We start from the raw sequence: 13,248 nt of genomic DNA, 5'->3' as shown, positions 1-13,248 counted from the left end.
CCGAAGCGGCGCTCGCCCCCGGGGGGGGGGGGGGCGTGGGGGGGGGGGGGGGGGGGGGGGGGGGGGGCCCCCCCCCCCCCCCCCCCCGACCGGGGTGTCAGGGCCGGGTGAGCTCGGTGATGGTGAGCGTCTGGGTGTGCTGCTCCGCGCCGTCCCGGTTGATCCACTTGGCGGTGAGCGTGGCCGGGGTCACGGTGGTGTCGGCCTCCAGCTTGAGGAAGGTGTACGGCTGGCCTGGGGTCATGACCCTGGCCCGGCCCCGCACGTACGGCGCGGATGGGATTCGCCGGGATCCCGCTCCCCCTCCCGGGGTTACGGGCGGGAGAGCGGTCGTCCGGTGGTTCCGTGCCGAGCACGGCGTGGAGTGGGCGTCAGGTCAGTGTTCCGTCCTGCGGGGCTGGTCTGCGATGCTCCACTTCTGGAGAGCTGTGCGCGAGGCGCTCTGCTGGGTGACCAGGGCGCCGTTGGCGTTCGAGGCTGTGGTGAGCAGGAGTTTGCTGTCGGCCGAGGCGATGGTGTAGCCGCCGCTGACCGAGGTGATGCTCCAGCGCTGGTTGACGTGGCCGGTGCAGGGCCACTGGATGATGGGCGTGCCGGGCCTGTAGGACGCGGCGGTCACGTCGGCGCAGAGTCCTGACGCCTGGTTGACGAGCGTGTAGTTCCCGTCTCGTTGCTGGGTGAGGGTCCACTTCTGGCTGGGGTCGTTGCGTGCGTTGCGGGTGTTGAGCCGGCTGCCGGGGGTCTTGGACGCGGCGGGGACGCCCAGGGCCTTGTCGCCGATGGTGAGGGCGCGGACACCGTCCAGGGTGGCGTTGACGCGGACCTCGGCCAGGGTGAGGGTGTTGGTGCCGGCGAGCTGGACGCGGACGAAGCGTCCGTCGGCGCCGACGGGGACGGTGAGCTTCGTGGGCGCGGTGCCCGGGATCCGGATCCGCTTCACCGCCGGGTCCGCTTCAATGCTCGCCCAGCTGCGGCCGGTGAGATCCGTGGCCGACACGACGACGTAGAAATCGGTGAGATCCTTGGCCGCGTCGCCCGGTCGGTTGAACAGTTCCACCGACCGGATCGGGAGCCGCGCGCCGAGGTCGGTCTGCCACCAGGCCCGTTCCTCGCTCTTGGTCTGGCTGAGGCTCTGGGCCTCCGGGGCGCCGCTGGTATCGCCGTCCACCGCCCGTGCGGCGGAGCCCTCGTTGTTGACGGAGGACTGGGTGGCGGGCCTGCCCAGGGCCGCGTTGACGGTGGCCTTCACCGGCGTGCCGTACTGGCCATCGGTGAAGACGGTCTTCCACTGCTGCGCGGCGAACCACTCGTGCACGGCGGTGGTGTAGTGAACACCATCGGCGTAGATCCCGAAGTTGGGTGGGGTGCTGGCGTTGTAGAGCGACGTGCCCGCTGCCGTGGTGGCGTCCGCCGCGTCGAGCATCCGGTAGGGGTGGGGGGCAGGCTGTTTGGCGATGAAGGTGTTCAGCGCTTCGGTGACCCGTTGCGTCGGTACCTCGCCATACTTTTCGACGTAGTTCCTCGAGCGCGGACGGTAGAGGAAGATCGGGGCCCTGCTGTCGCCGGTGATCGTTCGCAGCGGATTCAGGACCTTGAGGAGCGCCTCTTGGAGTCCGTTGACGGTGGTATCCGCGTTCTTCGCCTCGGCCTCCCACTGGTTCCAGTGGATACCGATGATGCGCGGCCGCTTGCCGTTCTCCTGGAGTGCGCGCAGGCCGTTGCCGATGGTGTTCATCGCCAGCGGGAACAGGCTTTCGATGTCGGTCGGGTCGCGGTCCGGCCACCAGCGGTTGTTCCCTCCGAACTCGGTCTCCAGAACGCCTTGGCTGCCCCAGGCGATGTGGATCACGTTGAGGTCGGGCAGGCGCGTTCCCGCCTCGATGGCGCGTTGCCAGCGCAGCGCGGTGGCCGACGCGACGTTGTAGTTGTAGCCCAGCTTGGGCTGTACTCCGTGTTCCAGGCCGAGGTTGTTGCCGGCGCAGGTGTACGGGGACCAGGTGGCCGTCGTCGCTCCGACCACGCGGTGGTCCGTCCGATTCAGCCCCTTGACGTTGTTGAGGGACTGGCACTTCGTCTGGTCGGCGTCGGTGAGGGGAGCTGTCCACCCCTCCGCGTTGCTCTGGCCGAGCACGATCAGCACCGGCGCGTCTTTGGCGAGGTCGTACGGTGCCCGCGCGGGATCCGGCGCGGGGGTCGGCGCGGGTGGCGAGGCGGCGGCCGGTGGGGGAGCCATCGCGGCGGAAGTGGCCAGCAGGGTGAAGCCGGCCACGATCGAGGTGGCGAGGCGGCGGCCGGCAGACGAGGAGATGGGGCGCGTGGCGGGTGTCTGGATGCCGCGGCGGCGTGACAGCGGGTCCTTGCCTGTCGGTGGCCGGGCGGCGGGTCTGTCGAACATGGTGGGCGACTCCTTCGCCGAATCAGACGGTCAGGGCTCGTGGTTGTGTTGCTTTGTTGTCCACATCGCGGCCGGTCGTCGTGGGCCCGTACCTGGCGACACGGCCGCGGTTTGGAGCTTCTCGGGGCCGAAGAGCAGCATGATCGTGCCGCTCACGACGATGGGGCCCGGGATGCGGAGCGTTTCGCACGGTCGTCGCCCCGCCGGCCCGCAGGGCCGGGGGGTTGAGGTGGTCGGCGTGGGACCGCGGTCACCCCGTGGTCCCACGCCGACCGGGTGTCAGGTCGCGTACCCGAGCGAGGTCGTGGGGAGCACGATGGGACTGATGACGTTCTGGCCCTTGTCGTTGATCCAGGTGGCGGTCAGCTTCGCCTGGACACCGGGGCTGGTGTCCGCCTCCAGCTTGAGGAAGGTACGTGGCGCGTCGGTGTGGGCCATGAGGCCGGGAGTGGTCAGCGACGCCAGGTTGCCGGCCGTGATGTCGTGCAGCGGGCTGACGACGAACTCCCACAGGTCGTAGTTGCGCGGCGGGTTGTCGTTGTTCTTCAGGGCGCGGGAGACGTGGATGTCGCCGCTGAGCAGGACGCAGCCCTTGATGTTGTTGGTTCTGATGTGCTCGAGCAGTTCGGTCTTCTCGGTTTGGTAGTTGGCCCAGTGGTCGCCCTCGGGGCCGTCCTTGTCGTACCAGGTCATTCCCGAGGCGAGGATCTTGAAGGTGGCGGTGCTCTTGGTCAGCCGGTCGAACAGCCAGGCCTTCTGGACCGGTCCCATACAGACCTTCGGGTTCGCGCTCGCGTTGGAGAACCACCGCGGGTCGGTGAGGAACACCTCGATCGGGCCGCGCCGGAAGGAAGTGTAGATGCCCTCGCCGGTGCCCCGGTCGGTCAGCAGTTGGGTGCCGTTGGTGGCGTGGCCGAAGGTGGCGTTGGCGTGGTAGTCGACGAACGCCTGGCGGAAGGGGGCCTTCCCGGTGAAGGTGCCGTCGGAGCCGTTGAGGCCGAAGTCGTGGTCGTCCCACGTTGCCCAGGTGGGCATCGACTTGACCAGGTTGTCGATTCCCGGTGCGGCCAGGAATTCCCGGTGGGTCCTGCGCGCCTTGGCCAGGGCGACAGCGGTAGGGGTATTCGCCGGGACGCCCCTGTCGGCGTACGGGGTGTCGCCGAGCATGACGAAACCTTCGCAGCCCTTGTTGATGACCTGTTGCCACACGGGGTTGGACACGGTGTGCGCGCAGGAACCGAAGCCGAGGGTGACCTTGGTGGCCGCACCTGGGGTCGGTGCGGTCGTGAACCTGCCGGTCATCGGAACGAACTGCGGCGGGGTCTGGCCTACCGGGGTGATGGTATAGGTGTATCCGGTGCCCGCCTGCAGGCCCGTCACGTCGAACAGGACGGTGTTGTCGTTGCCGGCGTCGACGCTCTTGGTGACGCTGGCCTTCACCACGGCCCCCGCCAGCACCTCGCACTTCCAGGACGAGTGGGTCACGCCCGGTCGTGCCCAGATCCGGGCCGTCGTCTCGTCCACGTGGCCGACGAGCGGACCGGCCTTGGGCGACTCCGTCTGGCCCACGTTGGCTGCGGGGTTCGCCCGCACCCAGGTCACGTAGTCCGTCAGGGCGTGGAAGAACTTGTGACTGTCCTCGATGGCGGCGGCGGACTCGACCGCCGTCGTGCCGTCCGCCGCGTAGCACTTGTCGATGGTGAGGCTGGAGATCAGGTACCTGCCGGATCCGCTCTTGCCCTCCAGCAGGGCCGCCGGGAAGCTCTCCCCCGGTGTACAGGACAGGAGTGCGCGCATCTCGGCCCAGGCGCCGATCGACTCCCAACTGGTCCAGACATTCGCCCCGTCGCCGCGCTGGGTACGGCGGCCGGTGAACACCGGCTGGGCGGACGACGGGTTGGACGGGGCCGTCAGTGCCTTCACCAGCATGTGGCCGGTGTCCACCGGGTAGATCGCGTTGGAGTCGTGGTCGGTGCGCACCGCGTGCATCGGGATCGCGTCGTACTGGTACTGGGTGACCGGAAGGTAGGAGACACCGACGCCGTCCTTGTCGGGCTGGGCAAGGTCGAGGACCACCCCGCCGGCCTTGACGAACGCCTGCAGCGAGTCGGTCTGGTTCGTCACGAAGGTGGAGTACCCGCTCGTGGCGACACTGCTGGCGAAGCTGCCGAAGGCGATCAGGTGCACGGTCTTGGCCTGGGCATTCGCCGCGCGGGCCGGGTCCAGGTCTATCACCTCGAAACCGGCGTTCTGCAGCAGCGCCTTCAGGCCGCGGGCGTTCGTAGCGCTGTCGATTTCATCCAGCACGGCCGCGACCAGCCCCGACGAGGCACGCGTGTGCGCCACCGCGTCGGTGGCGGTCATGACGTTTCCGGCGGCGGCCACCGCCGCGCCGGCGCCCAGCAGCTGCACCACCGTACGGCGGCTGACCTGGTACGGGATACGGGAAGAGTCGTCCATTGTCTTCTCCTGACGTGATGGATGCCTGCCGATTCCGCCGTGCCACGGCCCCGGGCAGGGGCGTGATCGAGCGGGGGTGGGGGTGCGGGCAACCCGATCGGTGGGGGGAGGGGTGCGTGGCACGTGCGGGCCGCCGTGCGCCGGGGTGGGGGCTTCACGGGTCGACCGGACGAGACGCTGCGGCCGTTTCGGTGGGCCGGTGCGGCCTCACACCGGAATCGGCGAAACGGAGCGGAGTGACTTAGGGGAACTACAGCGCCGGCGCGACAGCGCCGTCAATACGCGTTCACCCGGATATCCGCCCACCGAATCGCACGGGGAATGTCCTGCGTGGGCCGGCTGAATGGCCGGGTTACCGTCCCGCTCCCTGTTCCGGTCAGGTACGACCCCTTCGACCGGCGACGCCCTGGGAGGAATCCGCGACGGGCCGCCCGGTCGGCCCGGGGGGGCTACGGGCCGGGCACTCGACACGGCCCGCTCTCGAAGATCCGATCCTGGTCACATGTCCCATGTGACCAGGGAAATCCGGGGCTGCGGCAGCCTCGAACGAGCGGCTCCTCTCCCGCTCGATCCAGCACCCGCTGCGCTGACGCGAACCGCCCGGAAGCCCGCGCACCCGCACCGCCGACCGGGCGTCAGGCGCGCCCTGGCTCGCCTGAACCGGGTGCCGCTGACCGAAACCGGCGTGCCGCGTCCGGGACCTCTCGCCGCGCCAGGCCCGGACATGGCACCGTGTGCCGCCCATACGATTTGGCTATCCGCCCCATCAGCTTTTCAGGCCTTGCCGCCACCGACCCACCCACCGACCATCGGAACCCACACCCCCCGGGACGGGGCGCGCCGCCATACCGCCGCCGCGCCAAGGACCCCGGTCGCCCGTCGACGCCCAGGGCGGGTACGCGTCGGGTGCCCGGTGACAAGGTCCTCGATCGTCCCGAGGCGCACGGCGCGGCCGGTCCGCAGGACCTGGTGAAGGGTGTCGTCGCCGTCGAGGCGGGCCCCGGGTCGGTCACCAGATCACGGGCGGCGACAAGGTGGCCGCCGGCCCCAGCCACGTCGGCCAGGGCCTCACAGCCCGGGCAGACCGTCCGAACGGAATGTCCCTCCTCCCACCGCCATGTTCCAGTCCGCGGCTTCCACCCTCGTCAGGTCGTGTGGGGCCCCGTACCCGGCCCTTCGCGACCTCGGCCGCCCTCGGCGCACCGGTGCCAGGGCCGAGTTCGGGCGCTGACGAACGGAACTGGCGCGGCGGCGCGCGGTCAGGACGCCCCTGGGCGGCGATCCGGCCCGGTTCGGGTCGGCCCGCCGAGGTCGGCGCGGGTGGTGTCGAGTTTGGCCAGGACGCGGGCCACATGGTTCTCGACGGTGCGGTTGGAGAGGAACAGGACGTCGGCGATGTCCTTGTTGGTGGCGCCGGAGGCGAGCAGGTCGCGGACCTGTTCCTCTCGTGGCGAGAGGTGGCCGCCGTAGCCGGTCCGGCCGCGCGGGTTGAGGGTCTTCTGACCGAGTTCGCGCAGCTGGCGCTGGCAGCGGGCCGCGTCCGAGGCCGCCCCCAGGCGTTCGAAGGTGGCGATCGGTGCGGCCAGGCGGGCGGCGGCCTCGTCGAGGTCGCCGCGGGTGCGGGCGGCGCGTTCGGCGGCCAGGGCGGCCCGGTAGGGGCGGCCGATGCCGGCCCACAGCGTGGCCGAGAGGTCGAAGGCCGCCATCGCCGCGTCGGGGTCGCCGGCCCGCAGCAGAAGTCCCCGGCAGTGGTGGTGCTCGGCGACGGCGCCGGGCGCGTCCCGGCCCTCGATCCCGACGGCGTGACGCGCGGCCAGGGCCTCGGCCTCCTCGGGCCGGTCCAGAGCCAGGAGGGTCTCGACGGCGGTGGGCACGAGGTCCCAGGCCAAGGCCCAGGCCTCCTTGCGGTCCAGGAACCCCAGGAAGTCGAACGGGTCGGTCAGGGCGCGCCAGGCGGCCCTCGGGTCGCTGCGCGCGAGGTGGAGGCAGGCGGCGCCGGCGGCGGCGCCGAGCGAGTCCAGGTGCAGGCCCCGCGCCAGGACCTCGTCGAACGCGGCGGCGGCCTGCGTTGTCAGGCCGCGGGCCGCGGCGGTCAGACCCCGCACCGTGGCCAGGATCCCCCCTGACCCGAACTGGCCTCCCGGGTAGCGGTCCCGGAAGGCCAGTTCGCCGCGCTGCGCTTCGTCCCAGCGTCCGCCATGCCAGTCGAGCTCCACCTGGTAAACGTCCAGGTGGAGCTCCAGCACGGGAAGCCGGGCGTGTGGTGCCATGGCCCGCGTCCCGGCGAGAGCGGCCGCGGCACGCTCGTCGTGACCGACACCGAGCGAGCGGCCGACACTGCCGCAGACGATCACCGCCGTACGCTGGAGCTCCTGGGCATCGTCGTCCTCCCGGGGCAACGCCGCCAGCAGCTCCGGAACGGCGGGATCGGCCACCACGCACCGCTGCACGAAGCGCGCGAGGTCGAGCCACAACCGGACCTGACGGTCCTCGTTGCCGGCCAGCAGGGCGTAGCCGCCCTCGACCATGGCCCGTTGCTCGGCGAGCGAGAACCGGCCCGTGTCCGACAGTCCCAGGACGGCGAGCAGCGTGGCGGCAGCGACCGGGTCGCTGTCGCCGACCTCCGAGAGAGCGGTCAGCAGTTCCTCCTCACCCGACAGGTCCCCGGCCTCGTAGGTCAGCAGCACTCCGAGGCCGGTCCTGATCCCGCCACGTACCGCGGCGGGCAGGCCGGCCGCCCTCAGGATCCGGCGCAGGCTCCTGACCGTGGTGGCCACTTCGGTGCCGGCCGCGGCCGCGTAGGACAGCGCCCGGGCGGTGTGGGTGAGCTGTTCACGGGTGAGGCCCGGCTGGTCGATGATCTCGTTCAGCAGGGCGGCGGCGGTGCCGTGGTCGCCGACCGCGACGGCCTGGTCGGCCGCGGCCCGGGCCCGGGGCAACCAAACGGCCAGGTCCCCCAGGGCACGCGTGTGGTGGGCGATCTGCACCAGCGGCGGCGGGACCCGCGTTTCCAGCACCTCCAGGACACGCCGGTGCGCACGGTTGCGCACCGGACCCGGAATTCCGTCGTAGACCGCCTCCCGCGCGAGGACGTGGGCGAATCCGTAGGTGTCCGGGCCGAGCTGACGCAGCACCACCGTGCCGAGCGCCTCCAGGAGCGCGGCGTCCGCCCGGGCCTCGTCCAGCCCGGCCGCCTCGGCGAGCAACGACTGTGCGGCCGGCACCGCCAGCACCGCCGCGGCGTTCACCAGCGCCTCCGCGTCGGGACCCAACCGTGCGACCCTCGCGGCCAGCAACTCAGCCAGGCTCCGGGGCACCCGCAGCGCGGCCACGTCCGCGCCGCCCGGTGAACGGGCGAGGGTGATCAGGTCCTCCTCGATCACCAACGGCAGCCCCCCGCTGCGCTCCAGCAGCGCCCGCACCAGGCCGGGCGCAGGATCGCCGCCCAGCACGTCCCGCGCCATCTCCCCCAGCTCCGCCTCGCCCAGCGGGCCCAGCACGATCTCCGCGCCCCCGGTGGACGGCGGACGCCGGAACGGCACCCCCAGCACCGGTACACCGGCCGGCAGGTCCTCCGAGCGGTAGGTCAGCACCAGCGCGACATCGCGCGGCATGTCCCGCGCCAGCAGGAGCAGCAGCTCCCGGGTCGCCTCGTCCGCCCAGTGCACGTCCTCGACCACCAGGACGACCGGGGCCACCGCCTCCAGCAGGGTCCGCACTCCCGACGCCACACGGAACCGGCCCGCACCGGACCCGGGCAGCTCCGGGGGCAGCGCGGGCAGCGGCTCGGGCAGCACGGTGGCCAGGTCCGGCAACAGCGGCGTCAGCGCCCCCGCCGACGCGCCCAACTCCTCCACCGGCGGCAACCACGGCCCCACCAGGCGCAGCGCGTCGATCACCGGCCCGTACGCCAACGGCTCACGCAACGGATGACACCCGCCCGCCAGCACCCGCAGGCCACGCTCGCCCAGGACCGCCGACGCCTCCGTGACCAGCCGCGACTTGCCGATCCCCGCCTCCCCCTCCACCAGCACCACAGCCGGACGCGCCTCCGACACCATCCCCAGCAACGTCCGCATCTCGTGCTCGCGCCCCGCGAAGGCGCACCCCCGCACTCCTTTGAAGGCCCTGCCGTCACCGAGGATGTCCACACCCAGCTCCCATCGGGCTCGTCGTACCAATGACCCCCAACATCCACCGTTAACTGGCCGGAAACAAGCCATCGAGCCCACAGATCCGCACAGTGGCCTCGCTCGCTTCTGAGGGGTCCGGTCCTGGACCAGACCCCCGTGCCGGTGAACGAAGCCGGGTCACGGACGGCCTCGGTCACCTACCGGGTCAGGAGCGGCTGCGGCGTACCACGGGCCGGGCGGGCCTGTCGTCGCGCGGTGCGCGAGCCGTGGCGCGGGTGTGCTCCAGTCGGCCCATGACCCTGGCGCAGCGTGGTGGGGTCGAGGTCGCGGACGGCCTGGTGGCCGTCGTCGGTGAGGAAGTAGGGGCCGGCGCCGGGGACACCGACGGGGACCACCGTTTCTCCTCGGGGCGAAACGGAGGCTTCCGTGGCGGGCGTAGCGGGCGCGGGTGCCTGGGTGACGTGGCCGTCCGGGACCCGCTCGGCGAGCTCGCGGTGGCGCGCGGTCAGGAGGCGGGCGGCGTGGAGGACGTCGGCCAGGGCTTGGCGTGCCAGGGCCGGGTCGCCGTCTCGGGCCGCCCGGTCAAGCCGGGCCAGGAAGTCGACGTCGTGACGGCGCAGCTCCATGCCGAGGCCGAGGAGGTCGGCCGGGCCGTCGGTGCCGAGGCCGGCGGGTGGCGGGGGTTTCGCCCCGGGTGCTTTCGGCGGCCGCGGCGAGGACCTTGTCCCGCTTCTCCTTCTCCCGGGCGCGGTCGGCTTTCGAGGAGCGGGCCTTCGAGCAGTGCTTCGGGCGGCGGCCCTTGCCAGCCCATTCCAGCTCCGTGGCGCTCATCGCGCAGGTCGGCGTCCCGAACAGCATCGGCGCGGCCGGCGCGAGCGGCGCGCCCTGGTCGCCGTCTGCGCGCTCGCCGCGCGATGCCCGGCTGCGTACCCGGGGACCTGGAGCGCGAGCTCCCCATCCTCGCCGAACACCGCCACCGCCACCGCCACCGCCACCCGTAAGAGACTCGGTCACCGCCGGAAGCGGCAGCAGACCGCCGGTGGCGGTGCCGGGCAGTGCGGCCTGGTCCATGCCGGGATACTGGTACTCGCCCGGATGGTGGACGGAGGTAAGCAGCAGCGGCCGGTCCCGGGAGCCGGTGAAGAACACGCCTGCGTAGGAGATGCCGTGGGGCAGGGTGGGGACGAACTGCTCGGGCGGGACGAAGACCACGCTCACGCCCCTCGTCGGTGCGGGCGACCGGGCCGGGCGGGCAGGGCATGGCCGGTCCCCTGGTCGTGGCTGGTGCGCGCGACGGCGGTCACCGCGCCCACCCGCCGGGGCCGGGCCACAGCGCCATGAAGCCGTCGAGAGGTTCGAAGCCGAGGGTGCGGTACAGGCCCGCGCCGGCCTCGGTGGCCCGCAGTTCGACGGACCCGCAGCCGCGGTCCTTGAGCGCCTCGACCAGGGCGGTGGTGACGGCCGTGCCGTGGCCGCGCCGTCGGTGGTCGGGGTCCGTCGCGACGGTGTGGATGCGGCCCCACAGGCCGGTGGGGAACGCGGGGCCGAGGTAGCCGTGGTAGACAATGCCGATGGCGCACGCGGCAAGGCCGCTCTCGGCGGGGACGACGTAGGCGAGCAGGTTCGGGTCGGCGCCCAGGCGCCGACGCATGTCGTCGCGGAAGGTCGTGCGCCACTCGTCGGTGGGCGGGCGGCGGTGACGGCCGGCCATCTCAGGCCCCGACCAGGGCCCGCAGGCCCTCCGAGGCGTCCCAGCCGTAGGTGGAGAACCCCCGCCCGTCGCCGGCGAGGTAGGCGGTGAGGGCGGCGTGCGAGGTGGGGAACATCGGGGTGGGCAGCGCGGTGGTGTCCTTCCACAGGACGGCGAGGTGCTTGTCCGGCTCGGTGTTCGTCAGCTCGCCCTGCCACGAGGTCGCGGCGAAGACCGAGAGGAGGAACGGGCCCCTGCCGTCCCACCCGGCCTTGACCTGGACGGTGTGGACCAGCCGCAGTTCCTCGGGGGCGACGACCAGGCCCGTCTCCTCGCGCAGTTCGCGGGCGGCGGCCTCGTCCAGGCGCTCGCCCTCCTCGGCCTTGCCTCCGGGGACGGTCCAGGCCGGCTGGGGGGACCAGGTCTTGTTGGCGTAGTGGACGCAGGCGACCTTGCCCTCCTTGTCGTCGTGGACGATGACGCACACGGCCTGACGCAGGGACTGCACGGGGACTCCAACCGGTAGTGACGTAGGGGATGTTCACGCGAGCGGGTTCGGGTGGCGCAGCAGGTCGAGCACGGTGCGGGCGTAGCCGAGGACCTCCTCGTCGCGGTGGTGGTCCAGGGCCCGGCGCAGCGCGGCGGGGCAGTCGATCGCGGCCCACGCCCGGCACGCCGACCGCTCCTCGGCGGTGAGTTCGCGCCCGTACCCGGAGGCGAACGCCGCACGCGGGTCGCCCCGGTGCTGGGTGAGCTGGAGCGTGACCCGCATCAGGTCGCGGCGCACCGGCTCCTCGACCTGGCCGCGCTCGAAGTCGATCACCCCGACCACTGGCCGGCCGTCGGTGTCGCGGCGCACGATCCAGTTTCGCGGGCCGAAGTCGCCGTGGCAGTAGGCGAGCGCCGTGCGCGGGGGTTCGGTGCGGGTGGCGTCGGCCAGGACCGCGATGTCCTCGTCGGCGAGGCGGGCGTCGCGGGCACGGGCGAGTGCCCGCTCGCGCTGCTGGGCCCGGGGCAGGCGCTCGCCGACGGGGGCTCCGGCCGTCGGCTGCGTGTGGATGATGGCAGCGAGCTGTCCGGCCTGCCGGTACACCTCCCGCTCCTCGGCGGTGGTGAAGTCGGTGTGGATGACCGGGGTGCCGGGCAGTGCGGTGGTGACGACGGGCAGCGATCGGGCGTCCTCGGCCCGCAGGGCGGGCGCCCGCCCTGCGCCGAACACCGGGGCGAGGAGCCGGTACCTGGCGGTTTCCCGCTGGTGCATGAGTGCGTTCTTGTGCCGCTTGGCGAACAGTCTGCTCCCCCCGGCGACGACGACGTCCCACACCACCGGGTCGCCGGACCGCGAGCGGGAGCGAACGCCGACCAGCCCGTATCCGCCTGCCGTCGTACGCAGCAGCCGGTCCACGTCGTCCGGGACCGCGGTGGCGCTCATGCGGCCCACCCGACGGTGGACAGGGTGCTGCCGCGGCCGATCTCGGCGAGCGCGTGGGCGGTGTACGGCACTGTGTCGGCCGGCAGCGCGTGGAGCGGCCACCAGCGCAGTTCCTCGCACTTGTGCGGCTCCGCGTTGCGGACCCGGCCGTCGTGGCGCAGGGGGCGGAAGAACAGTTGGAGTCGGGAGCGGCCGTCGTCCGGGTCGAGGTGGTGCAGCGTGTGGAGGAAGGCGAGGTCCTCCTCGGCGATGCGGATGCCCAGCTCCTCGTCGGCCTCGCGGCACATCGCGCCGGTGACCGTTTCGCCGGTCTGCATGTGACCTGCGGGCAGGTGCCACAGGCCGTTCGCGTAGGAGGTGTTGCGGCGCCGGCCGAGCAGCACGGTGTCGGCGTCGGCGAGGACGAGGTGGACGCCGACGACCAACGTCAACCGGTCCTCGCCGCCGACCGGAGGCTCAGCGTGGACTCGGGGGTTCACGCGGTCCTCCCGAAGGGGAGGCCGGCGGCGATCAGCGGCAGGTAGTGCTGCATGTAGGGCGGGACCTTGAGCAGCGGTACCTCGTCGAGGTGGACCATGCGTACGGCCAGGCCCTCGTCGCCGAGCCGCAGGTCCGCGGCGGGTCCGTCCCAGGTGGCGTGCAGGACGCGGGTGAGCGGATGTACGAGCTCGTGCTGCGGGCCGGGGACCGGCCGGATGCGGGTGACGGTGATCCCCGCCTCCTCGTGGATCTCCCGGGCCGCGATCTGCTCGGGGGTCTCGTCGGCTTCTCGCCACCCGCCGATCGGCGTCCAGTAGCCGGGCCAGGCGATGCCGGGCTTGTCGTCGCGGTGGTGCAGCAGCAGGCGTCCGGCCGGATCGGTGACGAGGGCCATGATGCCCTCGAAGCCGTCCGGGGAGGGGCGTTCGAAGTAGAGCGTCCGGCCGCAGCGGTACGCGCGCAGGACCTGCAGGAGGCGCTGGTAGCGATCCGGTTCCATGAGCGAGTGCCAGGTGTGTGCCGCCTCGAACCGGAACTCGGTGTGCTCCGCGTCGAGGCGGATCCGCGCCTGCTGCTCGGGGGTGAGGACGCGTGAAGTAGGCCGCCGGCGAGGTGCCTCTGGGTGAGGTCCTTTTCCGGCGGCCCCTTCCCGAACCGG

Annotated in this window: 10 protein-coding genes; all 10 read right to left on the bottom strand. The window is 72.3% G+C overall.

Going from position 1 to position 13,248, the window contains the following annotated elements:
• Nucleotides 1-97: 97 nt before the first annotated feature.
• The gene (locus tag ACFXHB_RS40210) at nt 98-244 is read right to left on the bottom strand and encodes a hypothetical protein (RefSeq protein WP_380581338.1); all 147 of its coding nucleotides are present in this window, start codon (nt 242-244) and stop codon (nt 98-100) included.
• A 132-nt stretch (nt 245-376) separates the two neighbouring features.
• Nucleotides 377-2,395, bottom strand: a complete 2,019-nt coding sequence (locus ACFXHB_RS40205; protein WP_380581336.1) for an RICIN domain-containing protein — start codon at nt 2,393-2,395, stop codon at nt 377-379.
• Nucleotides 2,396-2,674: 279 nt separating this feature from the next.
• Nucleotides 2,675-4,855 carry an alkaline phosphatase D family protein gene (locus tag ACFXHB_RS40200; RefSeq protein ID WP_380581333.1) on the bottom strand — a complete coding sequence of 727 codons (2,181 nt, stop codon included), beginning with the start codon at nt 4,853-4,855 and terminating at the stop codon, nt 2,675-2,677.
• Between the two features lie 1,259 nt (nt 4,856-6,114).
• A complete protein-coding gene (locus ACFXHB_RS40195; RefSeq protein ID WP_380581331.1) occupies nt 6,115-9,006 on the bottom strand; it encodes an AAA family ATPase in 2,892 nt (963 codons plus the stop codon).
• Between the two features lie 179 nt (nt 9,007-9,185).
• Nucleotides 9,186-9,614, bottom strand: coding sequence for a hypothetical protein (locus ACFXHB_RS40190; RefSeq protein WP_380581329.1), 429 nt, complete (start codon nt 9,612-9,614; stop codon nt 9,186-9,188).
• Between the two features lie 674 nt (nt 9,615-10,288).
• A complete protein-coding gene (locus tag ACFXHB_RS40185; RefSeq protein ID WP_380581327.1) occupies nt 10,289-10,699 on the bottom strand; it encodes a GNAT family N-acetyltransferase in 411 nt (136 codons plus the stop codon).
• 1 nt (nt 10,700) lies between these two features.
• Nucleotides 10,701-11,186, bottom strand: a complete 486-nt coding sequence (locus ACFXHB_RS40180; protein WP_380581325.1) for an NUDIX domain-containing protein — start codon at nt 11,184-11,186, stop codon at nt 10,701-10,703.
• 33 nt (nt 11,187-11,219) lie between these two features.
• The gene (locus ACFXHB_RS40175) at nt 11,220-12,110 is read right to left on the bottom strand and encodes a phosphotransferase family protein (protein WP_380581323.1); all 891 of its coding nucleotides are present in this window, start codon (nt 12,108-12,110) and stop codon (nt 11,220-11,222) included.
• Complete coding sequence (locus tag ACFXHB_RS40170; RefSeq protein ID WP_380581321.1) at nt 12,107-12,589, bottom strand: NUDIX domain-containing protein; 483 nt, start codon at nt 12,587-12,589, stop codon at nt 12,107-12,109. Before ACFXHB_RS40170 ends, ACFXHB_RS40175 begins: the two co-directional genes overlap by 4 nt.
• Nucleotides 12,586-13,089 (bottom strand): NUDIX domain-containing protein, encoded by a 504-nt coding sequence (locus ACFXHB_RS40165; RefSeq protein ID WP_380581319.1) that lies wholly within the window; start codon nt 13,087-13,089, stop codon nt 12,586-12,588. The genes ACFXHB_RS40170 and ACFXHB_RS40165 overlap by 4 nt, the downstream gene beginning before the upstream one ends.
• Nucleotides 13,090-13,248: the final 159 nt, after the last annotated feature.

Source organism: Kitasatospora sp. NPDC059327, assembly GCF_042752535.1.
Classification (GTDB): domain Bacteria; phylum Actinomycetota; class Actinomycetes; order Streptomycetales; family Streptomycetaceae; genus Kitasatospora.
This window is presented reverse-complemented; position numbering and strand designations above follow the sequence as displayed.